Annotated in this window: 24 protein-coding genes; 6 read left to right on the forward strand and 18 right to left on the reverse strand. The window is 64.5% G+C overall.

Going from position 1 to position 25,155, the window contains the following annotated elements:
• Window position 1 precedes the first annotated feature (1 nt).
• The 8 genes from RQH62_RS10450 to dapA all read right to left on the reverse strand — a co-directional run bounded on the left by RQH62_RS10450 (window position 2) and on the right by dapA (window position 7,852).
• The gene (locus RQH62_RS10450; protein ID WP_311268695.1) at window positions 2-448 is read right to left on the reverse strand and encodes a hypothetical protein; all 447 of its coding nucleotides are present in this window, start codon (window positions 446-448) and stop codon (window positions 2-4) included.
• 39 nt (window positions 449-487) lie between these two features.
• Entirely contained in the window at window positions 488-1,282 is a 795-nt protein-coding gene (locus RQH62_RS10455; RefSeq protein WP_311268696.1) for a transglutaminase family protein, read from the reverse strand.
• A gap of 448 nt (window positions 1,283-1,730) precedes the next feature.
• Window positions 1,731-2,804 (reverse strand): recombinase RecA, encoded by a 1,074-nt coding sequence (recA, locus tag RQH62_RS10460; protein ID WP_311268697.1) that lies wholly within the window; start codon window positions 2,802-2,804, stop codon window positions 1,731-1,733.
• 123 nt (window positions 2,805-2,927) lie between these two features.
• Window positions 2,928-3,284, reverse strand: a complete 357-nt coding sequence (locus RQH62_RS10465) for a response regulator (RefSeq protein ID WP_311268698.1) — start codon at window positions 3,282-3,284, stop codon at window positions 2,928-2,930.
• A 99-nt stretch (window positions 3,285-3,383) separates the two neighbouring features.
• Window positions 3,384-5,795 (reverse strand): ATP-binding protein, encoded by a 2,412-nt coding sequence (locus RQH62_RS10470; protein WP_405053537.1) that lies wholly within the window; start codon window positions 5,793-5,795, stop codon window positions 3,384-3,386.
• Between the two features lie 38 nt (window positions 5,796-5,833).
• Window positions 5,834-6,427 (reverse strand): DUF2062 domain-containing protein, encoded by a 594-nt coding sequence (locus tag RQH62_RS10475; protein ID WP_311268699.1) that lies wholly within the window; start codon window positions 6,425-6,427, stop codon window positions 5,834-5,836.
• Between the two features lie 3 nt (window positions 6,428-6,430).
• Window positions 6,431-6,913, reverse strand: a complete 483-nt coding sequence (gene smpB, locus RQH62_RS10480; RefSeq protein ID WP_066599515.1) for an SsrA-binding protein SmpB — start codon at window positions 6,911-6,913, stop codon at window positions 6,431-6,433.
• A 60-nt stretch (window positions 6,914-6,973) separates the two neighbouring features.
• A complete protein-coding gene (dapA, locus tag RQH62_RS10485) occupies window positions 6,974-7,852 on the reverse strand; it encodes a 4-hydroxy-tetrahydrodipicolinate synthase (RefSeq protein ID WP_120251565.1) in 879 nt (292 codons plus the stop codon).
• A gap of 99 nt (window positions 7,853-7,951) precedes the next feature.
• Between dapA and RQH62_RS10490 the strand changes: the two genes are divergently transcribed.
• The gene (locus tag RQH62_RS10490) at window positions 7,952-10,042 is read left to right on the forward strand and encodes a lytic transglycosylase domain-containing protein (RefSeq protein ID WP_311268700.1); all 2,091 of its coding nucleotides are present in this window, start codon (window positions 7,952-7,954) and stop codon (window positions 10,040-10,042) included.
• A gap of 21 nt (window positions 10,043-10,063) precedes the next feature.
• Window positions 10,064-10,549: a transcription elongation factor GreB gene (greB, locus tag RQH62_RS10495; RefSeq protein ID WP_311268701.1), complete on the forward strand. Its 486-nt coding sequence runs from the start codon at window positions 10,064-10,066 to the stop codon at window positions 10,547-10,549.
• Between the two features lie 86 nt (window positions 10,550-10,635).
• Here the strand turns inward: greB and RQH62_RS10500 are convergent, their stop codons facing one another.
• On the reverse strand, window positions 10,636-11,520 hold the full coding sequence (locus RQH62_RS10500) for a LysR family transcriptional regulator (protein WP_311268702.1): 885 nt from the start codon (window positions 11,518-11,520) through the stop codon (window positions 10,636-10,638).
• 146 nt (window positions 11,521-11,666) lie between these two features.
• Between RQH62_RS10500 and bla the strand changes: the two genes are divergently transcribed.
• Entirely contained in the window at window positions 11,667-12,512 is an 846-nt protein-coding gene (gene bla, locus RQH62_RS10505; RefSeq protein WP_311268703.1) for a subclass B3 metallo-beta-lactamase, read from the forward strand.
• A gap of 43 nt (window positions 12,513-12,555) precedes the next feature.
• On the opposite strand, the gene RQH62_RS10510 is transcribed toward bla, so the two are convergent.
• The 4 genes from RQH62_RS10510 to aspS all read right to left on the reverse strand — a co-directional run bounded on the left by RQH62_RS10510 (window position 12,556) and on the right by aspS (window position 16,881).
• Window positions 12,556-12,741: a hypothetical protein gene (locus RQH62_RS10510; protein ID WP_311268704.1), complete on the reverse strand. Its 186-nt coding sequence runs from the start codon at window positions 12,739-12,741 to the stop codon at window positions 12,556-12,558.
• A gap of 65 nt (window positions 12,742-12,806) precedes the next feature.
• Complete coding sequence (locus RQH62_RS10515) at window positions 12,807-14,120, reverse strand: methyl-accepting chemotaxis protein (protein WP_311268705.1); 1,314 nt, start codon at window positions 14,118-14,120, stop codon at window positions 12,807-12,809.
• 77 nt (window positions 14,121-14,197) lie between these two features.
• Window positions 14,198-14,983 (reverse strand): polyphosphate kinase, encoded by a 786-nt coding sequence (locus RQH62_RS10520; protein ID WP_311268706.1) that lies wholly within the window; start codon window positions 14,981-14,983, stop codon window positions 14,198-14,200.
• 113 nt (window positions 14,984-15,096) lie between these two features.
• Window positions 15,097-16,881: an aspartate--tRNA ligase gene (aspS, locus tag RQH62_RS10525; RefSeq protein WP_311268707.1), complete on the reverse strand. Its 1,785-nt coding sequence runs from the start codon at window positions 16,879-16,881 to the stop codon at window positions 15,097-15,099.
• A 124-nt stretch (window positions 16,882-17,005) separates the two neighbouring features.
• On the opposite strand from aspS, the gene rnd reads away from it, so the two are divergent.
• The 3 genes from rnd (at window position 17,006) to RQH62_RS10540 (ending at window position 18,974) form a co-directional block, all read left to right on the forward strand.
• On the forward strand, window positions 17,006-18,172 hold the full coding sequence (gene rnd / locus RQH62_RS10530) for a ribonuclease D (protein ID WP_311268708.1): 1,167 nt from the start codon (window positions 17,006-17,008) through the stop codon (window positions 18,170-18,172).
• 11 nt (window positions 18,173-18,183) lie between these two features.
• On the forward strand, window positions 18,184-18,483 hold the full coding sequence (locus RQH62_RS10535; RefSeq protein ID WP_311268709.1) for an I78 family peptidase inhibitor: 300 nt from the start codon (window positions 18,184-18,186) through the stop codon (window positions 18,481-18,483).
• Window positions 18,484-18,590: 107 nt separating this feature from the next.
• A complete protein-coding gene (locus tag RQH62_RS10540; protein WP_311268710.1) occupies window positions 18,591-18,974 on the forward strand; it encodes a nuclear transport factor 2 family protein in 384 nt (127 codons plus the stop codon).
• A 73-nt stretch (window positions 18,975-19,047) separates the two neighbouring features.
• Here RQH62_RS10540 and RQH62_RS10545 read toward each other — a convergent pair whose 3' ends face one another.
• The 5 genes from RQH62_RS10545 to RQH62_RS10565 form a co-directional block, all read right to left on the reverse strand.
• Window positions 19,048-20,874, reverse strand: coding sequence for a diguanylate cyclase (locus RQH62_RS10545; protein ID WP_311268711.1), 1,827 nt, complete (start codon window positions 20,872-20,874; stop codon window positions 19,048-19,050).
• Between the two features lie 174 nt (window positions 20,875-21,048).
• Window positions 21,049-21,918 (reverse strand): class I SAM-dependent methyltransferase, encoded by an 870-nt coding sequence (locus RQH62_RS10550; protein WP_311268712.1) that lies wholly within the window; start codon window positions 21,916-21,918, stop codon window positions 21,049-21,051.
• A 139-nt stretch (window positions 21,919-22,057) separates the two neighbouring features.
• Window positions 22,058-23,458, reverse strand: coding sequence for a threonine synthase (gene thrC / locus RQH62_RS10555; protein WP_311268713.1), 1,401 nt, complete (start codon window positions 23,456-23,458; stop codon window positions 22,058-22,060).
• A 44-nt stretch (window positions 23,459-23,502) separates the two neighbouring features.
• Complete coding sequence (locus tag RQH62_RS10560; RefSeq protein WP_311268714.1) at window positions 23,503-24,156, reverse strand: SURF1 family protein; 654 nt, start codon at window positions 24,154-24,156, stop codon at window positions 23,503-23,505.
• Between the two features lie 135 nt (window positions 24,157-24,291).
• Complete coding sequence (locus RQH62_RS10565; RefSeq protein WP_311268715.1) at window positions 24,292-25,122, reverse strand: cytochrome c oxidase subunit 3; 831 nt, start codon at window positions 25,120-25,122, stop codon at window positions 24,292-24,294.
• Window positions 25,123-25,155: the final 33 nt, after the last annotated feature.

The following is a 25,155-nucleotide window of genomic DNA, read 5'->3' on the forward strand; positions in this document are numbered from 1 at the left end:
ATCAGTCCTCTTCCTCCACCCAGAAGGTGAAGGCGTGGTCGCGATCGAAACCGATCAGGCCGCAGTCGAAGGTTGCCGAGCTAAGGGCAGTCCATTCCATGCTGCCATCGGCGTCAGCCGACCACAGGCCGTTGGCGACGAAGTTACGGTTCGATCCAAGGGCGTTGAGGGCAAGTGCGGCGCTCTTGAAGTCATCTGAGCGGGGAGCGCGAAAGCCGTAAGCCAGACCGACTGTCCCGGCGACCGCCAGCACATATGCAACCTGCTGAAAATTCAGTGTCAGCAAACCGGGCGGCACGAAGGGGTCGTGGCGGGCGGTGGGATAGCCAATATGCGCGGCGATAGCGCGAGGAACGCTATCCGCCGGGCCATCGGGTCGGGGACCGATCCACCACCGTGCATCGCAATGGGCAGCATATAGGCGGAACAGGCTTTCGAGCATTTCCATGATGCCAACCAAGCATAGTCGCGCGCCGACAACCAGCCGCTATGCCAGATCGTCGACGACTCGGGTGACGCTGATCGACTGGGCGTTCATGGTTGCGCCGCCGAAAATGGTCATGAAGGCAATGTCGGTGGCGTCTCGACCGACGGCGATCCGGACCATGGTTTCGACCGGGGCGAGGCCGGTGGCATCGACCAGATGCCAGGCCCCGTCGAGCCAGACTTCGACCACGGCGTGGAAGTCCGGCGGATCGAGATCGAGGGCGTAGACCGACACGAGCCGGGCGGGAATGTCGCGCGAACGGATGAGTGCGGCGGTCAGATGGGCATAGTCGCGGCAGACGCCCTGCTGCGCGACGAAAGTGTCGGCGGCGGTGGTGGTGATGTTGGAACTGCCCGGCACATAGACGAGATTGTCATGCACCCAGTCAACCAGTGCCTGCACCAGCGCGCCGCCCTCAAGATCGGCGAAATGGCCGCTGACGAAGCTACCGAAACGGTCGGCTTCGCAATAGCGGCTGGGCCAGATGAAGGGGAGAACATCTTCCGGGAGGCTGGGCAACGGGCTTTTGGGCAGGCTGCTGATGGAGACAGGCAGGCGGTCTATCTCCACCGTCGCGCGATAGGTGCTGAGCATGCGGCCGGTGCCGGTACGCGTCCAGGTGCGGCGACCGATGCCGCTGCCGCCGACCTTGTTGGTCAACGGGCCGGCATTGTCAATGATGTGCGATTGGGTGACAACCCGCTGGTCGGGCACGGCCGCCGCCTCCACAGCCAGCAGCACATCGGTCGGTTCGGCAAATTGATAGTCGAGTATCGCTTCGATCGCGACGCGCATCTTTATATGTCCGGATGTCAGAGGGGGCGGCCGAATCGGGCTGCTACATGCAGCATCGTGGGGCCGCAGGCGGCGCGCAAGAGCCGGTTGGAGCGAGGCGTGGAATCTGCCTGCCGACCAGAGCCTTGCATGACTTTCAGCAGGGCCCTTCGACAGGTTCAGGGCGAACGGATCAAGAGTATGACGCCATATTGAGAAGCCGCGGCGGCGTTCATGCCGCCCCTTAGCGAAGTAGGATTACCTACGCTTAACTTCGCACATTTCACGCAGAATCAGACATTTTGTTGCGTCATCCTGATCCTATCGGAAAGTCGCTCCCTCCCCGCCATCAACGGTAAAAGGCCCGCTGCGTGGGAGACGCAGCGGGCCTTTTCGGTGCGTGATGCGCAAGGCGGGCGGGGGCCATGGGGTACGTTCCGGCTGATCCGGCCGGACGCTCCGTCAGGGCTTATTCGCCATCATCCTCCGCATCGGGTCCGGTCATCATGCCTTCGGCGACTTCATCGGTCTTGCCACGAATCGCCTGTTCCAGCTTGTCCGCCAGTTCGGGATGTTCGCGCAGATAGGTTTTGGCATTTTCACGCCCCTGCCCGATACGGATCGAGTCGTAGGAGAACCAGGCGCCCGATTTCTCGACCAGGCCGGCCTTCACGCCGATGTCGAGCATTTCGCCGATCTTGGAAATGCCTTCGCCATACATGATGTCGAATTCGACCTGCTTGAAGGGCGGGGCGACCTTATTCTTCACCACCTTCACGCGGGTCGCGTTGCCGACGATATCGTCGCGATCCTTGATCTGGCCAGTGCGGCGAATGTCGAGGCGGACCGAAGCGTAGAATTTGAGCGCATTGCCGCCGGTCGTGGTTTCCGGATTGCCGTACATCACGCCGATCTTCATGCGTACCTGGTTGATGAAGATCACCATACATTTGGAGCGCGAGATCGAGCCGGTCAGCTTGCGCAGGGCTTGCGACATGAGGCGGGCCTGAAGGCCGACATGGCTGTCGCCCATTTCGCCTTCGATTTCCGCACGGGGCACCAGCGCCGCAACGGAGTCGATCACGAGAATGTCGATGGCGTTGGAGCGGACCAGCGTATCGACGATTTCCAGCGCCTGCTCGCCGGTATCCGGCTGCGACACGATCAGTTCGTCGATATCGACGCCCAGCTTCTTGGCATAGGCCGGGTCGAGCGCATGTTCGGCGTCCACGAAGGCAGCGGTGCCGCCCGCCTTTTGCGCTTCGGCGATGGCGTGCAGCGTCAGCGTGGTCTTGCCCGAGCTTTCCGGGCCATAGATTTCGATGATCCGCCCCTTGGGCAGGCCGCCGATGCCGAGCGCGATGTCGAGGCCGATGGAGCCGGTGGAGATGGATTCAATCTCCAGCTTCTCCCGGCTGCCCAGCTTCATCGCCGAGCCTTTACCGAAGGCGCGGTCGATCTGTGCGAGCGCCGCGTCCAATGCTTTCTGTCTGTCCATGTTTCCCGTCTTCTTGGAATCGATGAGTGAGAGCAGTGCAGTCATCGGCCAGTCCTCTGTCAAGCGGAACGCATGGGCTCCGTGCGTCTGACCGATGATGTATCCCGTTTGTTCCACGAGAACAAGAGGGGAACGGAAATTTCCTATCCTGTTCCTGCTATCCTGTTTTTATCCGCCCAATATTTTACCCAGCGCGCGTTCGACCGCGCCGATGGTGAAGGGTTTGGGCAAGGTCGGGCGATCCGCATGCGCGGCCGGCAGGTCATCAGCCATGCCGCCGGTGGCGAAGATGAAGGGAATGTCCTGCTGGGCCAATATGTCGGCGACGGGCCAGCTTTTTTCACCCTGCAAATTGCAATCGACCAGCGCCGCGTCGAACCCGCCCGCGCTGGCCAGAGCACAGGCTTCGTCGACCGAAGCAGCGAGGCCGTGCAGGCGATAGCCCAGCGCGTCGAGATAATCCTCCAGCATCATGCCGATCATCGCCTCGTCCTCGACGATCAATATGCTTCTGGCGTCCGACATGCTGCTGTGTCCCCTGTTCTTCTGGCCCTTTGATGCAGCCGAATCGCTACCGCATCACGGCGGCATTGCCCAGCATATTCACCTTGATCCAGCGCAGGCCTATTCCGCCGCCGATGCACTCGCCAGCGCGTCACGCGCCGCCTCGGCTAGCTGGTTCACCGAGAAGGGCTTGGGCAGGAAGGCGACATTGGCGATATCGATCGACTTGCGCAGCTGTTCCTCCGCATAGCCCGACATGAACAGCACCGGCAGGTTGGGATGGGTGCGGCGGGCCTGCGCCACCATGGCGGGGCCATCCATATTGGGCATGACCACGTCGGAGATCAGAAGGTCGATCTTTTCGGCGCCGTTCAAGACCTCCAGCCCCTGCTCGCCGTCATTGGCGGTCAGCACCTTATAGCCTTGCCGGGTCAGCGCCCGTTCGGCGACGGCGCGGACCATATCCTCATCCTCCACCAGCAGCACCGTGCCAGTGCCCCAGGTTTCGGCGCGCGGGGCCGATGCCTTGGGCGCGGCCGGCTGTTCGACGTCGATGCCGCTATGGACAGGCAGGTAGATGACGAAGCTGGCGCCGCGGCCCAGTTCGGATTCGGCGAAGATATAGCCGCCCGACTGTTTCACGATGCCGTAGACGGTGGAGAGGCCAAGGCCGGTGCCCTTGCCCAGTTCCTTGGTGGTGAAGAAGGGTTCGAAGATCTTCGCGAGGATATCCGGCGGGATGCCGAGGCCAGTGTCGGACACGCGCAGCGCGGTATAGTCGCCGGCGGGCAAAATCTGCTGGCGCATTTCCCGCACCTTGATGGCAGGGACGGCATAGGTCTGGATATTGACGGTGCCGCCTTCCGGCATGGCGTCGCGGGCATTGACCGCGAGGTTGACAATCACCTGTTCCAGCTGGCCCGGATCGGCCCGGATCGCGCCCAGATTGCGGCCATGGGTGACGTCCAGCTTCACATTTTCGCCCAGCAGGCGCTTCAGGAGTGTGGAGACGTCGGCGACGATGTCGGGCAGTTGCAGGATTTGCGGGCGCAACGTCTGCTGGCGCGAGAAGGCGAGCAGCTGGCGGGTGAGGCCGGCGGCGCGATTGCTGTTCGACTTGACCTGCTGAATATCGTCATAGTCGCTGTCGCCGGGCGTATGGCGCATCAGCATCAGGTCGCAATGGCCGATGATCGCGGTCAGGATATTGTTGAAGTCATGCGCGACGCCGCCGGCCAGCTGGCCGATGGCCTGCATCTTGGTCGCCTGCGCCACCTGTCGCTTGAGATTGCTCTCCTCGCTATTGTCCTTGAGGCTGAGCAGCACCGCCGCTTCGCCAAGGCCGCGCACGCCGGCCAGCGACAGCGCGATCGGATCGTCGGGATTGTCGCGCATGCGCACGGCGATATCGCCCGACATTTGCGGACCGACGGCAAAGCGGCGCACCGCGTCGGCGACGGCCGCCTGATCTTCCCGTACGACGAGGTCGCCGGGGTAGCTGGGCTTTTCGCCATCGCGCAGGCCGGCGACGCGGGCGAAGGCATTGTTGAGGAAGAGGACGCGGCCGTCCCGGTCCGCCATGGCGAGGCCGAAGGGCAGCAGCGACAGCAGGGTTTCGATATAGGAGAGCGCCGAGGTGCCGCCGCCGCCCGAAGGCTCGTCGATCAGCAGGAGCAGCATCGGGCCGTCCTGCATCGACGCCTGCGATCCGTTGGGCTGGGCGGCGCGCTTCAGGGGCACCTGAAGCAGGCGCAACGGCAGGCCACCCTGCTCTTCGCGCGCCAGGAACAGCCGGCCCTTGTCATCCACCCGCATATGGGCAGCAAAATCCCGGCCGCTGATATTGGCGTCGATGCGCCCCGCGGCCCGCAGCAGGAAGGCGCCATTGGCCGCGCGGATGCGGCCTTCGCCGCCGATCATTACCGCCATGATGCCCGCTTCGCCCAGTTGCCGACCGGCTTCCCCGGTCAGGAAGCGGTTGACGTCGTCCAGTGCGCTCGGCTGGCGCACCGGGGTAAAGCGCCAGAGCAGATAATCTTCTGACCGGCCGGTGCGGGCAATGTCGATGTCGAGGCGGAGCGCGCCCTGGGTGAAGCCCTCCACCTTCGCCTCGCCATCGCGCCAGGCGGCACGGGCGGCTTTGGCCAGCGTATCGGCCAGCGCTTCGTCGGCGGTGACGGCGGGCGGGGTCGGATAGCCGGGAAACCATTCGCCGAACAGATCGCTGGCGCAGACGAGGCGGCCGGCCCGGTCGGTGACGGCGATCGCCATGCTGGACGCATCGGCAGCGGCGCGGGCGACGGTCCAGTCGGGCGTGGCTTCGCGATCGGATATCTGGGGCGGATAAAGATGCTGGTACCAGGTCAGCAGCGCGGCGGCGGTGAGGATGGTAGAGCCGAAACCGGCGGCCAGCGGCCAGCTTCCCACGGCGTAGAGGACGAGCGCGGCCGACGCCAGCGCGGCCAGGATCAGCAGCGGCAACGCCAGTCGCGAGCGCGGCTGGATCAGCCAGGCCTCTTCACCTCTTTTCAAACCCGATTTCCTGCTTTTGGTACCGAAATGCGCAGGCGTCAGCCGCCCGTCGCCTTCTCCAATGCGCCGCTTTTATGGACCTTGCCAATCCTCAATTTGCGCGCCTGCCATTTCCGGCCCATGCGATGGCGCCAGAACCAGTCGGCGACCACATAGCCGATCACGGCACTGACGAAAGAGATGAGGAAGAGGCCGATCAGCATGGCCGGGGCCGCTTCCGACAACAACCATGAGGTCCACTGGCTGACCGAGGCATGGCCGTCCACCAGCGCCATGAAGCCCGATGCGTCGGCGCTGCGGCCGAGCATCCAGTTGCCCAGCCACACCGACGCCATCAGGATGAGCGGGGTGGTGGCCGGGTTGGAGAGGAAGGTCATGGCCGCCGCCACCGGGATGTTTGCGCGGAAGGGCAGTGCGAGCAGCGCGGCACCGGCGATCTGGATGCCGGGGATCAGCAGGAAGATGCCGACGAACAGGCCCAGCGCCACGCCGCGCGGCACCGATCGGCGGGTGAAGCGCCAGAGCGAGGGTTCCAGCACGCGATGGGCGACGGGGGCAAGAATGCGGCTCTTTTCCAGCGATTCGCGGGTCGGGGCATTGGCATGCCACCAACGGGTGAGCCGATTGTCCATGGATCAGCCCTTGTCCCGCATGATGCGCTGCTGATCCCGCTTCCAATCGCGATCCTTGATCGTCTCGCGCTTGTCGTGATTCTGCTTGCCCTTGGCCAGCGCCAGTTCGATCTTGGCGCGGCCGGTGCTGTTGAAATAAATCATCAGCGGCACCAGCGTCATGCCCTTGCGGGACACGGCGCTGTGCATCTTCTCGATCTCCCGCTCATGCAGCAACAGCTTGCGGGGGCGTTTGGGCTCGTGATTTTCGCGGTTGCCATGGCTATATTCGGGGATGTTGCTGTTCACCAGAAACACCTGATTGCCCTTCACCTCGGCATAGCTTTCGGCGATATTGCCCTCACCGCCACGCAGCGCCTTCACCTCCGTGCCTTGCAGGGCGATGCCCGCTTCGAACACGTCCTCGATGAAATAATCGAAACGCGCGCGCCGGTTTTCGGCGACGATCTTCTTCTTGTCGAAGGTTGCGGGACGGGGGCGGGCCATGACTGTCTAACTACTCATTTCACTCTATGGGGCCACATATATGGGCCACCGACCGCGACTTTACACGAGGCCGGCAATTTCCAGCGCGCGATCGACCGCCGAACGGCTCGATTCCGACGGCCAGGTGATCGGCAGGCGAACGTCGCTGGGCATGTCGGCGCGGACGCGGGTGAGCGCATATTTGACCGGGCCGGGTGAAGAATCGCTGAACAGCGCGTCGTGCAGGGGGTAGAGACGATCCTGCAACGCCAAGGCGCCATCCCAGTCATGCGCGGCGCAAGCCGCCTGAAATTCGGCGCACAGGCGCGGTGCGACATTGGCGGTGACGCTGATGCAGCCGCGGCCGCCCATGGCGTTAAAGCCGAGCGCGGTTTCGTCATTGCCCGACAACTGGCAGAAGTCGGGACCGCAGGCTAGACGCTGGGCGGTGACGCGGCCGAGATTGCCGGTGGCGTCCTTGATCCCGACGATCGACTGATATTCCTCCGCCAGGCGATACATGACCGGCACGCCGATGTCGGTGATGGTGCGGCCGGGCACATTGTAGAGCACGATGGGGAGGTCGCAGCGTTCGGCCAGATAGGCGAAATGCTGGTAGACGCCGTCCTGATTGGGCTTGTTGTAGTAAGGCGCGACGACCAGCGCGGCATTCGCGCCGGCACCCTGCGCCGCATACATATGTTCGAGCGCGATTCGCGTGTCATTGGAGCCGCAGCCGGCGATCACGGGGACGCGGCCGGCGGCCTGATCGACGCAGATGGCGATGACCCGGTTATGCTCCTCCACCGTCATGGTGGCGCTTTCACCGGTCGTGCCGCAGGGGACGAGCGCGCTCGATCCTTCCTCTATCTGCCAGTCGACCAGCGCGCGAAACGCCGCCTCATCCACCCGTCCGTCGCGAAACGGGGTCACCAGAGCCGGAATCGAGCCCGAAAACATGATTAAACTCCTTCAAATCTCCGGGCAGCCGGGGCATGATCGGTCGAGCCGCGCGCTATAGCGCGTCATTCAGGGCCTGATAAGGATGCAATTGCGATTATGTCCAGCATGCGCACGCCCCCGATTGTCGAAAGTTACCTGATCCGCATGCCTATTATCGCCTTATTGCTGATGACCGCCGGTGCCGGCGCGCAAACTGAAACGGTCCAGCGCATTCCGCCGGAATATCCCGCCACCAGCGGTCCCATGGTGCAGCCCCTGCCGGCGCAGGACAGCGGCCCCAGCCCCTGGCAGCAGGCGCAGAGCCGAATCGGCGTGGCGCAGGACAGCAGCGTCACCGGCACGATCAACACATGGCGCGCGCTTCAGCAGAGCGACGGCCTGGGCTTTTCCACCTATGCCAGCTTCATCGTCGCCAATCCCGGCTGGCCGGGCGAGGACCGGATGCGGCGGCTGGCGGAGACGGGCATCAATCCCGACAGTTTCGACCCCAATCAGGTGGCGGGCTTCTTCGCACGCTTCCCGGCGCGCACCGCGACCGGCCATGCCCGCAACGCAGTGGCGCTGATGCAGTTGGGGCGCATGGACGAGGCGCGGGTCGCCGCGCGCAATGCATGGATCGGCGGATCGCTGAGTGTGACGGACGAGGCGCGGCTGCTTTCGCTGTTCGGGTCCAGTCTGACGCCGGCCGATCATGACCAGCGCGCCGATGCTTTGCTGTGGGCCAATGACAGCAATGGCGCGGCGCGGATGATCGCCTATGTCAGCCCGGCGCGCCGGGCCGCATTCCAGGCGCGGATCGCCTTTCGCCGCCAGTTGCCCGATGCCGCGTCGCTGATGCAGGCGGCCGAGGGAATCGGCGCCAGCGATGCGGGCTATATCGCCGACAAGGCGGCATGGCTGCGCGATACGGGTAACTGGGTTGCGGCGCGGCAATATCTGGCGAACCGGGGCAGCGTGACCTACCGCCCGTCCAATGCCGAGAAATTCTATGAAGTGCTGCTGGGGCAGGCGCGGGCTGCCGCCAATGACAGCCAGTGGAGCTTCGCCTATGGCATCGCCAGCAAGATCGACGATGCGATCGCGCCCGGCACCGATGTCAGCATCCAGCCGATCGGCGTGCGCGACGATTATACCAGCCTCGCCTGGCTGGCGGGCAGCACCGCCTTCTATAATCTCAATCGCCCGACCGATGCGGTGACGATGTTCCGCCGCTATGCCGACGCGGCCAAATCGCCCCAGACCAAGTCGAAGGGCTATTATTGGGCGGGCCGCGCCGCGTTGCAGGCCGGGGATCAGGCCAGCGCCAACAGCTATTTCACGCAGGCCGGCGTCTATCCCGACCAGTTTTATGGCCAGTTGGCGCTGGAACGGCTGGGCAGGCCGATCCCCGCCCCCGCCACGGTCGAGCGGCCGGTGCCGATTTCGGCGGCCGAACGTGCATCCTTCGACAATCGGACGGTAGTGCGCGCGGTCAAGGCACTGGGCCAGATGGGCTATTGGGAAGACCAGAGCAAATTCGCCCGCGCGATCGCCAATAATGCCGACAGCGACGTCGACCATTATCTCGCCGCCGAACTGGCGCAGAAGATCGGCCGTCCGGACATGGGCGTGATGGTGGGCCGCCGGGCGGTGTCGAGCGGCCTGACCGGCTATGGCGAGGCCGCCTTCCCGCGCGTGCCGGTGCCGTCTGAGGCGCAATATAACTGGACTATGGTACATGCCATCGCCCGGCAGGAAAGCCAGTTCGACAAGCAGATCGTATCTCATGCCGGCGCCCGCGGCCTGATGCAGTTGATGCCCGGCACCGCGCGCGAGCAGGCGGGCAAGCTGGGGATGAGCTATAATCCCGGATCGCTCAACGAACCCAGCTACAATATCATGCTGGGATCGGGCTATTTCCAGCGGATGCTGGACTATTATGGCGGCAGCTATCCGCTGGCGGTGGCGGCCTATAATGCCGGGCCGGGCAATGTGAATAAATGGGTCCGCGCCAATGGCGACCCGCGCATGCCCGGCGCCGACATGCTGCGCTGGATCGAACAGATCCCGATCTTCGAAACGCGCAACTATGTGCAGCGCGTGCTGGAAAATGCCGTGGTCTATGAAGCGATGAACCCGGAACGGGCGAAGTTCCGGGGGACCAACGCCGTGCTGAGCCGCTACCTGGGGAAGCAGACACCCGGCTAAGTTTGCGTTAGGGGGGTGGCGATGACCACCCCCTATCCCAATTATATCTCGCCCGAAGGGTTCGCGAAGTTGCGGGCCGAATACGACCATCTGCTGGGCGTCGAGCGACCGGCCATCGTGGAGGTGGTCAGCTGGGCGGCGGGTAATGGCGATCGCAGCGAGAATGGCGACTATCTCTATGGTCGCAAGCGGATGCGGGAGATCGATTTCCAGCTGAAGCGCCTGTCGAAGAAGATGAAGGACGCCAAGGTCGTCGATGCCCGGCAGCAGCCCGACAAGGGCCGGGTCTATTTCGGCGCGACCGTCACCATCGCCGACGAGGATGACCATCATCGCACCGTGACGATCGTGGGCAATGACGAGACGGATGTGGATGCCGGGCGGATCGGATGGGGATCGCCGATCGCGCGCGGGCTGCGCGGCGCAGCGGTGGGCGACCTGCGCCGGGTCAGGTTGCCGGCGGGCGAGAAGGAATATGAGGTGATGGCGATCGCCTATCCGGCCTAGGGCCGCGCGCCCTGCACCATTTGAGACAGCGAGTTGGACAGCTGTTTCGGTTTTGCGCTTTTTATGCGCAGTTGGAAGCAATCGCCTTATTCATGATTTTGAATCACGGATGACGCGGTGATCAGCCAGCGGCGGAAGTCGGCCATGGCGGGACTGTCGGGTCGCGACATGAGGCGGGTGAGCCAATAGCCGCCCAGATCGACCGAGGCTGTAAAAGGCTGGATCAGACGGCCGGCGCGCAAATCGGCTTCGAACAGCAAGGGCGGGGCGAGCGCGACGCCAAGGCCGCGCAGCGCCGCCTGTATCATCAGGATCGAACTGTCGAACACCGGCCCGCGCAGTGGCGGACAGGCAAGCCCCGCCAGCGCGAACCAGCGCGGCCATTCATCAGCGCGGTAGGAACGGAGCAGGATGTGCCGGGCGAGCGCGGCAGGATCGGGCAGATGCGCGGCCAGCTCTGGTGTACAGAGCGGGGCGAGCGGCGCGCGCAGTATCGGGTCGGCATGCGTGCCGTGCCAGGCGCCGTCGCCGAAGCGGATGGCCAGGTCCAGCCCCTCCCCCGCCAGATCGACGCGGTTGTTGTTGGTCATGATGCGCAGGTCGATATGAGGGCAGGCCCGTTCGAAATCGGCCAGCCGGTCCAGCAGCCAGCCGGCGGCGAAGGTGCCGACCACGCCGAGATTGAGGATTTCGCGCGGGTGGCCGCCCTCGATCCGGGCCAGCGTCGCGCCGATCCGGTCGAGCGCATCGCCCATCACCGGGAGCAAGGCCCGCCCCTCGTCCGTCAGCATCAGGCCACGCGGCAGGCGGCGGAAGAGCGGCGCGCCGAGCCGCGCTTCCAGTTGCGCGACCTGCTGGCTGACCGCGCCCTGACTGACGCAGAGTTCGATCGCGGCCCTGGTGAAGTTCAGGTGGCGCGCGGATGCCTCGAAGGCGCGCAGGGCATTTAGCGGCAGTTGGGCGCGGTCCATGGCCTTAAGGCATAAGCTGACCTCATGCCTCTGTCGAGAAATGATGCTTTGTTCGGGGCGTATGCGTGCGGCAATCTGAAGGCATTCAGGGTATGGAGGCGAAAAAGATGCGGAAGATGGCTTGTCTGGCTATTAGCGTGGCTGGGATGATGATGACGGGTGCCGGCAAGCCGGACGATCCGCTGACACGGCCGATCGCGCCGGAGTCTGCGAAGCGCTGGCTGGCGCCGCAACCGGCGGTGCGATTGCATGGCGCCACCTATCTGGTCGGCTTTGGCGGCCTGAACGTCGCGCTGATCCGCACCAGCGCGGGGCTGATCCTGATCGACGGGGCGGTGCCGCAGGCGGTGGGGGATATCGAGCGAAAGATCGCCGCAATGGGCTTTTCAATCAGACAGGTGAAGCTGATCCTGAGCACGGAGCCGCATTTCGACCATGCCGGTGGCATCGCCGCGCTGGCGCGGGACAGCAGCGCGACGGTGATCGCGAGTGGCCCGGCCGCCGCTGTGCTGCGTCAGGGCGGTGGCGATCCCGACGATCCGCAGGCCGCCTGGCTGGAGCGCTTTCCCGGCGTGACCAAGCTGCGCGTGGCGCGCGATGGCGAGACGATCCGGCTGGGCGATACCATCGTCACCGCGCAGGCGACGCCGGGGCATACGCTGGGCAGCATGAGCTGGCGCTGGAAAAGCTGCGAGGGGAAGGATTGCAGGACGATCGTCTTTGCCGCCAGCCTCAATCCGATCGCGGCCGATGGCTGGCGCTTTGCCGATCCAGCGCACCGGCAGTTCGTGGCGGCATTTCGCAGCAGCATCGCACGGATGAAGGTGATGCCGTGCGACATGCTGATCGCGTCACATCCACAGGATGGCGATGCGGAACGGGTGGCGCAACTGGCCAGGGCGCGCACGCCCAATCCGTTCGTCGATCCGGGCGTGTGTCGCCGCTATGCCGAGCGGGCAGAGACGGCGCTGGCGAAGAAGCTGGCGGAGTAGGAGGGCGCCGCGCGCGCGCCTGAGCAGGCGCGCGGCCGTCCTTTCAGTCGTGCGGACGGAGCGCCTGGTTGAGGGTTTCTATGACGGCATCGATGGGTTCGGTGACGGTCACGCTGCGCCCCTCTCCGAAGCGGATGCGGGTGCCGTCAGTGACCTGGGTGACGAAGGTGACCTGCGCGGGGTTGATCGCAGTCTGGGTGCGATCGGTGCCGACGAACATCACGAGCATGGCGTCCTCTCCTTTTTATGGAAGGACAGCCTAACGCTTTTGCGCGCAGATGCCAGAGGGATTGCTCAGGCCGCGCGGATCGCCGCGATGAAGCCGCCGGCGCGCTGTTCGAGCCGGTGCGCCTCCCCCGCCAGCCGGTCGGCGACGTCGCGCATGCCGCGCGCCGCCAGCGCCGTAGCCTGCGCATTGTCACTGATCTGGCGCGCGCCAGTGCGGATATGGGCGCTGGAGGCGCCGGCCTCCGCCACGCTGTCGGCCATGGTGCGGCTGAAGGCGCTCTGGCGCGCGACCGCTTCGAACACCGCCGCCGACAACCGGTCGGCACGGGCCATGGTGGCGTCCATATGGGCATGGCTGGCCGCGACATCGCCGATGGTGGCGCGGATATGGTCGATGCGCCCGGATATGCCGGCCGCAGCCTCGCGCGTCTGCTGCGCAAGCGACTTCACCTCGCGCGCGACCACGGCAAAGCCCTGCCCCGCCTCCCCGGCGCGGGCGGCCTCTATGCCGGCATTGAGCGCGAGCATGGCGGTGGCCTTGGCGATGCTGTCGATGAGGGCGATCACTTCGCCGATGCCGTCCGCCTCGATCCGCAGCGCGGCGCTGCGCTCCATGCCGGAGCGGCTGCGCGCGGCGGCTTCGGCAATGGCTTGCCCGGCGGCTTCCGCTTCGGCCTCCATCGCGCGGAACAACTGGCCCAGTTCCGTTCCGCCGGCAGCCAGTTGGCCCAACCGTTCGGCGGTCTGGGCCGCTGCAACCACCATGGCGGCCGAATCGGCACCGTCGCCGGCCGCGCGCACCGCCGCCTGCCCCGCCAGCGCCGACAGGCGTTCGGCCATGGCGGCCATGTCGGCGATCATGGTCGCGATGTCATGGCGGAAAGACGCGCTTTCCTGCGTGATCTGTTCGACGCGCACCGCCCGCTCCAGCGCCACACGGGCGTCGCGCTCCGCCGCAAGGCGCAGCAGCAGCGGGCCACCCAGCACGCCTTCATACCGGCCACCATCAGTGACGATCAGCCCTTCGCAGCCCGCGCCCTGCGCCGCGAACAGGTCGACCAGCGCCTCCACGCTTTCCATGCGATCGACGCTGGCGCAAGGGCGGACATGATCGTCCAGCCGCCCGCCGAAGCTGGGGTTGCGCAGCAGTGCATGGCCGAAGGGGTTGAACAGGATGCGGCGCATGTCGCGTTCATAGATGGCACCGACCGGCCGGTCCGCCGCATCCAGCACCGGCAGCAGGCGCAGGCCCGAATCGCGCTGGAACCAGTCGACCGCCTCGCTGAGCGGGCGGCCCAGCCGGATGATCGGGCTGCGTTCGGCCAGCGCGAAGTCCAGCGCGGCAGATGCGTCGGACAAGGTGAGAGGGACGGCGTTCATACTGGCCGGCCTAGTCCCGCAATGGTAAAGACGGCGTTAGATTTTGATGACAGTTTTGTTACAAGACACTGTTTTCACTATGTTTTTGCCTTATATCCAAAAGCATCCCGCGCCAGTTTGACGATCGCCGGATCAGCATCGGGAAAGTCCATCGGCACCAGTTTCTCCAGCCGGCCCGCGACATAGGTCAGCGCGGCGATCCGCCCCGCCTTGCGGTTATTATTGTCGATGACCTGCCAAGGGGCATGTTTGGTATCAGTCTTCTTAAACATCGACTGCATCGCGTCGAGATAGTCGGCGCGTTTGGCCCGGTTGCGATAATCGTCGGCGCCGGTCTTCCACCGCTTCCACGGCGTGTCGAGCCGTTGGGCCAATTGCTCGTCCTGTGTTTCCTGCGTGATATGGACGAAGAGCTTCACGAAATTCGTGCCGGCCTGCGCCAGCTGTTTTTCGAAGGCGTTGATTTCGTCATAGCCGCGCTTCCAGTCGGCCTTGCTGCAATAGCCCTCTACCCGCTCGACCAGCACCCGACCGTACCAGCTGCGGTCGAAGATGCCGATATTGTGGCTGGCGGGCAGGCGGGTCCAGAAGCGCCAGAGGAAATGATGATCCTGTTCGATCTGGGTCGGCGCGGCGATCGGATGGACCTGATAATAGCGCGGATCCCAGTCGGCGCTCAGCCGCTTGATGATGCCGCCCTTGCCGGCCGCATCCCATCCTTCCAGCAGGATGACGCTGCGCCGGCCGTGCAGGATATGGGCGACCTGAATCTTGGCGAGGCGCTGCTGGAGGGCGACGAGGTCGGCCTCATAATCGCCCTTATATTTTGCGCCCTGTTCGTAATCGGCAAGGTCGATGGTCATCACTCAACTCCGTTCGGCCCTTCGGCTTTGCTCAGGAGAGCCTGTCGAAGCCCTGTTCTTCTTTAAGAACAAGGATGGTCCTTCGACAAGCTCAGGACGAACGGAGGTTGACTTTATACCTTGGTCTGCGGCTCCACGACGCGGACGTGCAGTTCGCGCAGCTGCTTGAATTCGGCGGCGCTGGGGGCGCCCATCAGCAGGTCTTCGGCGCGCTGGTTCATCGGGAACAGCGTGATTTCGCGCAGATTCTGTGCGCCGCACAGCAGCATCACGATACGGTCGACGCCGGCCGCCATGCCACCGTGCGGCGGCGCGCCGTACTGGAAGGCACGGTAGAGGCCGCCGAAACGTTCCTCCACATCCGCCTTGCTGAGGCCGACCAGTTCGAACGCCTTGACCATCAGGTCGGGCGACTGGTTGCGGATCGAGCCGGACGCGATTTCATAGCCGTTGCAGACCATGTCATACTGATAGGCGTTGATGGTCAGCGGGTCTTGCCCGTTGAGCGCGTCGAGGCCGCCCTGCGGCATGGAGAAGGGATTGTGGGCGAAGTCGATCGACTTCGAATCCTCATCATATTCGTAGAAGGGGAAGTCCACGATCCAGCACAGGTCGAACCGGTCCTTGTCGATGAGGTCCAGCTGTTCGCCGACGCGGATGCGGGCGAGGCCGGCGAGCTTGGCGGCCTGCGATTCCTTGCCGGCGGCAAAGAAGACGCCGTCGTTCGGGCCGAGGCCGAGCGCTTCGATCAGCCTGGCGGTGGCTTCCTCGCCATGATTCTTGGCGATAGGGCCGCCGGGGACGCCTTCCTTGATGTTGATATAGCCAAGGCCCGAATAGCCTTCGCCACGCGCCCAGACATTCATGTCGTCGAAGAATTTGCGGCTGCCAGCGCCAGCGCCGGGCGCCGGGATGGCACGGATGCGCGCGCCGCCATCGACCAGAGACGCGAAGATGCCGAAGCCCGACCCCACGAAATGGTCGGTCACATCCTGAATGATGATGGGGTTGCGCAGGTCGGGCTTGTCGCTGCCATATTTCAGCATCGCTTCGGCATGCGGGATGCGCGGGAAGCTGCCGGCCGGGGTGACAGGCTTGCCCTCGGCAAATTCCTCGAACACCGAAGCGATGACCGGCTCCATCGTGTTCCAGACGTCTTCCTGCGTGACGAAGCTCATTTCGAGGTCAAGCTGGTAGAATTCGCCGGGCAGGCGGTCGGCACGGGGATCTTCGTCGCGGAAGCAGGGCGCGATCTGGAAATAACGGTCGAAGCCCGCGACCATCAGCAGTTGCTTATATTGCTGGGGGGCCTGCGGCAGGGCGTAGAATTTGCCGGGATGGATGCGCGACGGCACCAGGAAGTCGCGGGCGCCTTCCGGGCTGGACGCCGTCAGGATCGGCGTCGAATATTCGGTGAAGCCTGCGCCCTCCATGCGGCGGCGCATGTCGGAAATGACCTTGGTGCGCTTCACGATGTTGGCGTGCAGCGTTTCGCGGCGCAGGTCGAGGAAGCGATAGCGCAGGCGGATATCTTCGGGATAATCCTGTTCGCCCGCCACCGGCAGCGGCAGTTCGGCAGCGGCGGACAGGATGGTGACGCTGTCGGCCACGACTTCGATCTCACCGGTCGCCATCCTGGGGTTGATGGCTTCGGCGGCGCGGGCGACGACCTTCCCCTCGATCGTCACGACGGATTCGAGACGGAGCGATTCCAGCGCGCGGAGCGGATCGCTGTCCGCCTTCGCGACGATCTGGGTGATGCCATAATGGTCGCGCAGGTCGACGAAGAGGACGCCGCCATGGTCGCGCTTGCGATGGACCCAGCCAGACACGCGCACATCATTGCCGACCTCTGAAGTGGTCAGGGCGCCGCAGGTATGAGTGCGATAGGCGTGCATGGCGTTTCGATCTTTCAGATTCGTTTTACGGAAATGACAAACTGTTGCAGTCCCGCTATGGCCAGCAATGTCACATTGACCAGCCCACGGACGCGGGCCAGCCCATAATAAGATCGAAGACCATATGCAAATTCATCCGCTGATTACCGACAGCAAGACTCTCTCCGATTTCTGCGCCCGCATCGCAAAATCCCCGTACATCGCCGTCGATACCGAATTCATGCGGGAAAACAGCTATTGGCCCGAACTGTGCCTGGTGCAGGTCGCCGACCCGAACGAGGCCGCCGCGATCGACCCAAAGGCGCCCGGCCTCGACATGAAGCCGCTGCTCGACCTGCTGGTGAACAATGAGGAGGTGCTCAAGGTCTTCCATGCCGGCGGGCAGGATATCGAAATTGTCCACAACCTGACCGGCAAGACGCCGCACCCGATGTTCGACACGCAGATTGCCGCGATGGCGCTCGGCCTTGGCGAGCAGATCGGCTATGGCAATCTGGTCGATGCCTGGATGGGCGTGGTACTGGACAAAGGCGCGCGCTTCACCGACTGGGCGCGCCGCCCGCTGGACAAGCGCCAGATCGACTATGCGATTGGCGACGTCACTTACCTGATCCAGATTTTCCCCAAGATGCTGGACGAACTGCGCAAGACCGGGCGTGGCGACTGGCTGGATCAGGAAATGGAGCGGATCAGCGATCCGTCCCATTATGAAAATGACCCGCAGCAGGCGTGGCAGCGCGTGCGCATCGCCAGCAAGAAGCCCGACGTATTGGGCCGGCTGAAGGCACTGGCGGCATGGCGCGAAATGGAAGCGCAGGACAAGAACCTGCCGCGCGGGCGAATCGTCAAGGACGAGACGCTGGCCGATATCGCCAGCCATCCGCCGCGCAACCAGGAGGATCTGGGCAAAGTGCGGGGCTTGTCCGCCACCTGGAAGAGCAATGATATCGGCGCGCGGCTGATGAATGCGCTGGCCAAGCATCAGCCGCTGGGGCGCGACGAGATGCCCGATCGCGAACCCCGCCGGCCGGGGCTGGGCAAGGATGGCGCGCTGGTCGCCGACCTGCTCAAGCTGCTGCTCAAGATCCGGTCGCGCGATATCAATGTCGCGGCGCGGCTGATCGCGCGGACCGACGATATCGATGCGCTGGCGGCGGGCGTGCGTGAGGGCCTGTCGATTCTGGAAGGCTGGCGGTATGAACAATTCGGCCGGGACGCGGTTGATCTGGTCGAAGGCCGCATGGCCTTTGCCGTCCGCAACGGGCGGCTGAAGATGACGCGCACGGAATAAGGAGAGCGGTGATGCGGATGGCGATCGTGGGTCTGATGATGCTGGGCCTGTCCGCATGCGCCGGCGCGGGGGCCGAAGGACCGGCCACTCCGCCGGCCGCCGCCGAAGGACCGTGCAGGAATGACGGACTGGACCGCTTTACCGGACAGAAAGCCAGTGCGGAGGTTGGCGCGGCATTGCTCAAGGCTTCGGGCGCGAAGACGCTGCGCTGGGGCGGTCCCGGCATGGCGATGACGATGGATTTCCGGCCCGACCGGCTGACCGTCAGCTATGACGAAGCGATGGTGATTACATCCGCCCGGTGCGGGTGAACCTCTAGCACCGTTCGAGCTGATCCTGTCGAAGTTCTGTTCTTGCTCTAGAGAAGAAAACCCCTTCGACAGGCTCAGGGCGAACGTGCTTTTTGGATTTTGAAGACATGACCGCCACCGCCGACTTGGCCATCCGCATGGCGCGCGCTGCATTCAACCGGGCGCTGGCGGAGGGCGACCTCAATGCCATCGGGCCGCTCCTCACCATGAACGTGGTGATGATGACCGGGACGGACAGCGCCATCATCGCCGGGCGCAAGGCGCAGTTGCTGGCATGGAAGCGCGAGTTCGCCGCGAAAGAGCGGATGATCTATAGCCGCACGCCCGACAGGATCATCGCCTCCCCGGTCGAGCCGATCGCGATGGAGCATGGCCACTGGACCGGCATGGTGCGCGGTACGACGGTCGCGTCGGGCGCATATAGTGCCAAATGGCGGCATGTCGGGGGTGACTGGCTGATCGAGGCGGAACTCTATCTGACGATGGCCTGAACTGGCATCAACGTCCTTCGACAGGCTCAGGACGAACGGAAATCGGGTGATCCCAATTTGCCCTAAAATGCCTTCACGTGGCAGCGGCCAGATCGATGACGGTGCGGTTGCGGCCTTCGCGTTTGGCCCGGTAGAGCGCCGCGTCGGCCAGTTGCAGCAGCGCGGCGCCATCGCCCGCCATATTCTCGTCCCAGGTCGCGATGCCGAAGGACATGCTGGTCGATCCCAGCGCCCGGCCGCCATGGCGTAGCACGATTTCGGTGATGCCCTTGCGCACATCCTCCACCCGGCCTGCCAGCGCCTGCGCCGTAGTACCCGGCGCGATGACGGCAAATTCTTCCCCGCCATAGCGGCAGACGATATCGCCGTCGCGGAAGCGGCTGCGCATTTCATTGGCGACCGCCTGCAACACGACGTCGCCGGCATCATGGCCGAATTCGTCGTTGAAGCGCTTGAAATGGTCGACGTCGCACATGACCGCGCTGAGCGGTACGCCGGAGCGGCGGGCACGCGCGATCTCGATCGTCAGGGCTTCCTCCATGTAGCGGCGGTTGAACAGGCCGGTCAGCGGGTCGCGGATCGTCTGTTCGCGCAGGCCCCGCTGGAGGCGATGGTTGACCAAAGCGGAGCTGATATTTTCCGCCATCACCGTCAGACGGAACCGGCTTTCATTTTCGACCACCCCTTCCAGATAAAGGGTGCCGATCACTTCACCGCCGGCCAGCAGTGGTTCGCAATGATAGATGGCGTCCGGATCGACATGGGCGCAGACGATGTCGCCGCCCGGTTCCGCGACGAAATGGCTCTGCCCGCGCCGCAATGCCCAGCATTGATCGGGGGCGAAGCCGTCGGCGCGCGGCACATAGCCGCCCCATCCGGCGATCGGCACCAGCAGGTTGCGGCTGTTATTATGGGCATAAAGCCCGCCGGCGATACCCGGCAGCACGCGGGGCACGAAGACGCGGATGACCTGCGCCAGTTCCTCGTCCGTGCGGGCCGCCTGCATGCGATGGGCCATACCGCCCAGCAGTTCGATCACGCCGCCGCGTTCGCGCAGGACATCGCTGTTGCGCATCAGTTCGGCATGAGCAGCCTTCAGTTCCACTTCGCTGCGCCCCTGATCGGCGACGGCCGCCTGCAACTGGTCGGCCATTTCATTATAGCCCGAGGCGAGTTGGGCAAATTCCTGCGATCCCATGCCTGTGGTGACGCGCATGCTGCGGTCCCCATCGCCCAAGGCGGTCATCGCCCGGCGAATGACGCCGGCCGGGCGACGGATGCCCCAGATCAGCAGCAGCGAGACGGACAGGATGGCGATCGCGATGATCGGCCCGCCAATCAGCGCCAGTTGCCGGACCCAGGCCAGCCGGCGATCGGCGGCGTCGATGCGGGTGAGCCGCAGCGCCCGCTCTTCGGCGAGGAAGCTGTCGACGCGCAGGGAGACCATGGCCATCAGATCACGGCCGGTGCCGCTGGCGATGATGGTGCGCGCCTTGTCGAAATCGCCGCTGCGGGCATCGGTCAGCGTGCCGCGCAACATGGTGATGCGACGATCCATCAGGCTGCGCAATTCGCGGGCGCGCATATTCTGGGTCGGATTGTCGGCGGTCAGTTCGACCAGATGGTTCATCGCCTGGCGCGACACCGCGAGCCGCGCATCGGCCGGATCGGCGAAGCTGGCATTGCGGGTGAGGACGAAGCCGCGCTGGCCCGATTCCGCTTCGCGCAGGGCTGACAGCGCATCATCCATCGTCTCGATCACCTCGGCCGAATGGGTGACCCAGCGGAAGCTGTCGCGCGTCTGGATCGACGCGCCCACCAGCATCCAGATGAGCGCCCCCAAGGCGATGAAGACCAGCACACCAAAGGCGGCGATCCGGGAAGAGAGCGAGTTGAACATGCGCGACCTTGTTAAACGGCCGTCACGCTACCGCTCCAATGGTAAATAAAAACTATAGACTGCGACGAACCGAGGTGCCCGACGCGCTTTTGGCAAAGGATTGCCAAAGCCTGCCATCACCCATATTTCCGTTACGTTTCCAGGGTTTTGCTCGACAAGGGCCAGGGTGGACCGTCAGCGCTTCCAACGCGCCCAGATGGCAGTCGGCAGGCCGATGCCACGTGCCTCTTCACGTACCGCCAGTTCGCCCGCTTCCACGGTGCCCGGCAGGTCGGCAAAGGCCTGACGCAACAATTCGCCGATTGCCAGCGCGGACATGCGCACGGCATAGACGGTCAGGAACAGGAAGCGGCTGTCGGCATCCAGAAGCGCGCGGCAATTGGCGATCAGGCCGGGGAGATCCTCTTCCAGCCGCCAGACTTCGCCATCGGGACCACGGCCATATTTGGGTGGGTCGAGCAGGATGCCGTCATAGCGGCGATTGCGGCGCACTTCGCGGGCGACGAACTTGGCGGCGTCCTCCACGATCCAGCGAACGGGTTTGTCCTCCATACCGGACAAAGCGGCATTGGCGCGGGCCTGCGCCACCGATTTCTTGGACGCATCGACATGGACCATGCGCGCGCCGCCGGCCGACAGGGCCAGCGTGCCGACGCCGGTATAGCCGAACAGGTTCATGACCTCTGCGTCGGGCTTGTCGGCATAAGTAGCGCGCAGATCGTCCCAGATCGGCGCCATGTCGGGGAAGAAGCCGAGATGGCGGAAGGGGGTGCAACTCGACTGAAAGGTGACTTCGCGCCAGTGCAGCGGCCAGCCTTCGGCCGGGACCGGCTTGTCATAATACCAGCGGCCGCCGCCATCCTCGTCCGATCCGGGGATGAATTCGCCGTCGGCGCGCCAGTCGGTGGTCGCGGGCTTCCACATCGCCTGCGGTTCGGGGCGGATGAAGCGGAAGCGACCATAGCGCTCCAGCTTGCGCCCGTCGCCGCTGTCGAGCAGGCCGTAATCCGACCAGGGTTCGCCGATGAGGGTCTTGAGTTCCATTATATCCCTCCGTTCGCCCTGAGTAGCCGCTGAGCGAAGTCGAAGCGGCGTATCGAAGGGGCGGTTCCGCGCGATGCTTCGATACGGGTCTTCGACTTCGCTCAGACCCTACTCAGCACGAACGGCATCAAATTACCAATCAGCCCCGCGGCGTCGCGCGTTCGGCGACGTAGGCGGTCACGGCCTCGAACGTGCCGGGCAGCTTGGCATAGCTTTCCTCACGCGAGAAGAGGTCGCCCACGCGGGCGGGAAGCGGCGGACGGGTGCCGGTCGCCCGTTCCACGGCATCGCGGAACTTGGCCGGGTGCGCGGTCGCCAGCGTCACCACCGGGATGGAGGCATCGATGCCGGCCTCGCGGGCCGCCGCCAGACCAATCGCGCTGTGCGGATCGACGATCTGGCCGGCGCCGTCATAGGCCCAGCGCATCGCCATGGTCATGCCATCGGCGTCGACGCGGGCGGAGGAGAAGAGATGGGCGGCACCTTCGCGCTGGGCGTTGGTGAGGCGCATCGCCTTGCTGGCTTCAAAGCCGCGCATCTGGTCGGCGAGCGCAAGGCCATCACGGCCGCCGGCGTCGAACAATAGCCGCTCGAAATTGGAGCTGACCTGAATGTCCATGCTGGGCGTGGCGGTCGGTACAACCTGGCCTTGGCTATAGTCGCCTTCGGACAAAGCGCGGTGCAGGATGTCGTTGACGTTGGTGGCCACGATCAGCTTGGCGACGGGCAGGCCCATCTTCGCCGCGACATAGCCGGCGAACACGTCGCCGAAATTGCCGGTGGGGACGGAGAAGGCCACTTGCCGGCCCGGCGCGCCGAGGCGCACAGCGGCGTAGAAATAATAGACGACCTGCGCCATCAACCGCGCCCAGTTGATCGAGTTGACGGCAGACAGGTTGAAGCGGCTCTTGAAGTCGGCGTCGTTGAACATCGCCTTCACCAGCGCCTGCGCATCGTCGAAGCTGCCGTCGATCGCGATATTATAGACGTTGGGGGCCAGCACGGTGGTCATCTGGCGACGCTGCACGTCCGACACCCGGCCTTCGGGATGGAGCATGAAGATGTCGATCTTCTCACGGCCGGCCACCGCGTCGATCGCGGCGGAACCGGTATCGCCCGACGTGGCGCCGACGATGGTGAGGTGATCGTCCCGGCGCGAGAGGAAGCGTTCAAACAGCTGGCCAAGCAGCTGGAGCGCGACATCCTTGAACGCCAGTGTCGGGCCGTGGAACAGTTCCAGCAGCCAGTGCTGATGATCGAGCTGCACCAGCGGGGTCACGGCCTGATGGCTGAAGCGGCCATAGGCGGCGGTGCAAAGCTCGCGCAGTTCGTCTTCGGTCAGCGATCCCGCGACGAAGGGGCTCATGACCCGCACGGCGGTTTCGACATAAGAGAGGCCGGCCAGGGCGCTGATCTGGTCGGCGGTAAAGGCCGGCCAGCTGGTCGGCAGATACAGGCCGCCATCGGACGCCAGACCGGCCAGCGTCACATCCTCAAAACCGAGCGCGGGCGCGCTCCCCCTGGTGCTCTGATATTGCATAATGGGAAAGCGCGGTAGCGGCCCGCGCGCGCGGGAGCAAGCGATTAGGCGCTTTTGTTCCGGCGGCGCAGGGCGAGGATGTAGATGATGACCGCGACGGCGGCGAAGATGAACCATTGCACCGCGTAAGCGAGATGGTTGTTGGGCACGTCGGCGGCGCTGGGCGGGGCAGCTGGCTTGAGGCCGGCGGGCGCGGTGCGGGCGATCAACATCGGGCGGAGCGGCGGCGCCTTGCCGCCGATACGCTCGACAAGGGCGCGATGGTCCGGCTCCTGCGAAATCCAGCCTGCCACCTGCCCGCCGGTCCAGTTTGGTATGTCATCGGGCTTTTGCCCCACGCCGACCGCGACCAGCGCGCCCGGCCCTTCCGCCCCGGTCGCACATTCGGCGATATGGCGATAGCCGGTCGATCCGTCGTCAGCGCGTCCCGCTTCCACCCGCCAGCCGACGACGCGCAGGCAATGGATCGAAGACGGGCGGAAGAGGATGTCGGCTTCGACCGGCGGTAGTTTCGGGAAAGACACTGCTGGACGGCCGGGATTGGCGGCGGCCAGTGCAAGGGCTGCTGCCTTTTCGCCGCGACGCTGCAATTGCCACACGCCAAGGCTGATCATCACCAGCACAGCCAGCGCGACGAGGATGGTCGGGATCAGCGGAATGCGGGCGGGACTGGAAGCGAGCGGGGGCTGATCGGTCATGGCCGGTCCTTGATAAGCGATCGCAGATCTACAGTGTGCAGTCCGTCATGATAGTCTTTACGCCAAGCAGGACAAAAGAAAACGGCCGGAGCGCAAGGCCCCGGCCGCTTGATCTTTTAGCCCTAGTGCGTTGCCTCAGCCACCGTGGACCGGTGCGCCCCAGCCGCCCCAGACATAGACGGCGACGAACAGGAACAGCCACACTACGTCAACGAAATGCCAGTACCATGCGGCGGCTTCGAAGCCGAAATGCTGGCGCGGGGTGAAGTGGCCCTTATAGGCGCGGACCAGATTGACGATCAGGAAGATGGTGCCGACCAGAACGTGGAAACCGTGGAAGCCGGTCGCCATGTAGAAGGCCGAGCTGTAGGGATTGCCACCGAAGTCGAACGGGGCATGGGCATATTCATAAGCCTGCACCGACGAGAAGATCGCGCCCAGAATGATGGTGCACCACAGACCCTTGATCAGTCCATCGCGGTCGCCATGGATCAGGCTGTGATGCGCCCAGGTGACGGTGGTGCCCGAGCAGAGCAGGATCAGCGTGTTGAGCAGCGGCAGCTCGAACGCGTTCATCACTTCCACGCCCTTGGAGGGGAACATCCCCTCGATCGGGGCGAGCGCGCTGGGGAAGAGCGAGAAGTCGAAAAAGGCCCAGAACCAGCCGACGAAGAACATGACTTCCGAGGCGATGAACAGGATCATGCCGTAGCGCAGATGCAGTTGCACCACCGGCGTATGGTCGCCGGCATGCGCTTCGGCGATGACATTGGCCCACCAGCTGTAGAAGGTGAAGAGCACCCCGCCGACGCCCAGCAGGAAGACCCAGCCGCCGCCCGGCCCCATGGCATCGGGATGCAGCCACATGATCGCGCCCAGAGCCATGACCAGCGCCGACATGGAGCCGAAGAACGGCCAGATGCTGGGCGGAAGGATGTGATAATCGTGGTTCTTGGCGCCTGCCATCGTCTCTTCCCTGTTCGCTTTTCCGTTATCGTT

Source organism: Sphingobium sp. WCS2017Hpa-17, assembly GCF_031843765.1.
Taxonomy (GTDB): Bacteria; Pseudomonadota; Alphaproteobacteria; order Sphingomonadales; family Sphingomonadaceae; genus Sphingobium.

What these genes read in the sequence shown, in the direction of transcription:
- RQH62_RS10500 (WP_311268702.1), bottom strand. Translation starts at nt 11,520, where the DNA reads ATGGACCGCGCCCAACTGCCGCTAAATGCCCTGCGCGCCTTCGAGGCA.
- RQH62_RS10560 (WP_311268714.1), bottom strand. Translation starts at nt 24,156, where the DNA reads ATGACCGATCAGCCCCCGCTCGCTTCCAGTCCCGCCCGCATTCCGCTG.
- RQH62_RS10475 (WP_311268699.1), bottom strand. Translation starts at nt 6,427, where the DNA reads ATGGACAATCGGCTCACCCGTTGGTGGCATGCCAATGCCCCGACCCGC.
- rnd (WP_311268708.1), top strand. Translation starts at nt 17,006, where the DNA reads ATGCAAATTCATCCGCTGATTACCGACAGCAAGACTCTCTCCGATTTC.
- RQH62_RS10515 (WP_311268705.1), bottom strand. Translation starts at nt 14,120, where the DNA reads ATGAACGCCGTCCCTCTCACCTTGTCCGACGCATCTGCCGCGCTGGAC.
- aspS (WP_311268707.1), bottom strand. Translation starts at nt 16,881, where the DNA reads ATGCACGCCTATCGCACTCATACCTGCGGCGCCCTGACCACTTCAGAG.
- RQH62_RS10545 (WP_311268711.1), bottom strand. Translation starts at nt 20,874, where the DNA reads ATGTTCAACTCGCTCTCTTCCCGGATCGCCGCCTTTGGTGTGCTGGTC.
- RQH62_RS10465 (WP_311268698.1), bottom strand. Translation starts at nt 3,284, where the DNA reads ATGTCGGACGCCAGAAGCATATTGATCGTCGAGGACGAGGCGATGATC.
- recA (WP_311268697.1), bottom strand. Translation starts at nt 2,804, where the DNA reads ATGACTGCACTGCTCTCACTCATCGATTCCAAGAAGACGGGAAACATG.
- RQH62_RS10520 (WP_311268706.1), bottom strand. Translation starts at nt 14,983, where the DNA reads ATGACCATCGACCTTGCCGATTACGAACAGGGCGCAAAATATAAGGGC.
- RQH62_RS10550 (WP_311268712.1), bottom strand. Translation starts at nt 21,918, where the DNA reads ATGGAACTCAAGACCCTCATCGGCGAACCCTGGTCGGATTACGGCCTG.
- RQH62_RS10540 (WP_311268710.1), top strand. Translation starts at nt 18,591, where the DNA reads ATGACCGCCACCGCCGACTTGGCCATCCGCATGGCGCGCGCTGCATTC.
- greB (WP_311268701.1), top strand. Translation starts at nt 10,064, where the DNA reads ATGACCACCCCCTATCCCAATTATATCTCGCCCGAAGGGTTCGCGAAG.
- dapA (WP_120251565.1), bottom strand. Translation starts at nt 7,852, where the DNA reads ATGTTTTCGGGCTCGATTCCGGCTCTGGTGACCCCGTTTCGCGACGGA.
- RQH62_RS10535 (WP_311268709.1), top strand. Translation starts at nt 18,184, where the DNA reads ATGCGGATGGCGATCGTGGGTCTGATGATGCTGGGCCTGTCCGCATGC.
- RQH62_RS10455 (WP_311268696.1), bottom strand. Translation starts at nt 1,282, where the DNA reads ATGCGCGTCGCGATCGAAGCGATACTCGACTATCAATTTGCCGAACCG.
- bla (WP_311268703.1), top strand. Translation starts at nt 11,667, where the DNA reads ATGATGATGACGGGTGCCGGCAAGCCGGACGATCCGCTGACACGGCCG.
- smpB (WP_066599515.1), bottom strand. Translation starts at nt 6,913, where the DNA reads ATGGCCCGCCCCCGTCCCGCAACCTTCGACAAGAAGAAGATCGTCGCC.
- RQH62_RS10450 (WP_311268695.1), bottom strand. Translation starts at nt 448, where the DNA reads ATGGAAATGCTCGAAAGCCTGTTCCGCCTATATGCTGCCCATTGCGAT.
- RQH62_RS10510 (WP_311268704.1), bottom strand. Translation starts at nt 12,741, where the DNA reads ATGCTCGTGATGTTCGTCGGCACCGATCGCACCCAGACTGCGATCAAC.
- RQH62_RS10565 (WP_311268715.1), bottom strand. Translation starts at nt 25,122, where the DNA reads ATGGCAGGCGCCAAGAACCACGATTATCACATCCTTCCGCCCAGCATC.
- thrC (WP_311268713.1), bottom strand. Translation starts at nt 23,458, where the DNA reads ATGCAATATCAGAGCACCAGGGGGAGCGCGCCCGCGCTCGGTTTTGAG.
- RQH62_RS10490 (WP_311268700.1), top strand. Translation starts at nt 7,952, where the DNA reads ATGTCCAGCATGCGCACGCCCCCGATTGTCGAAAGTTACCTGATCCGC.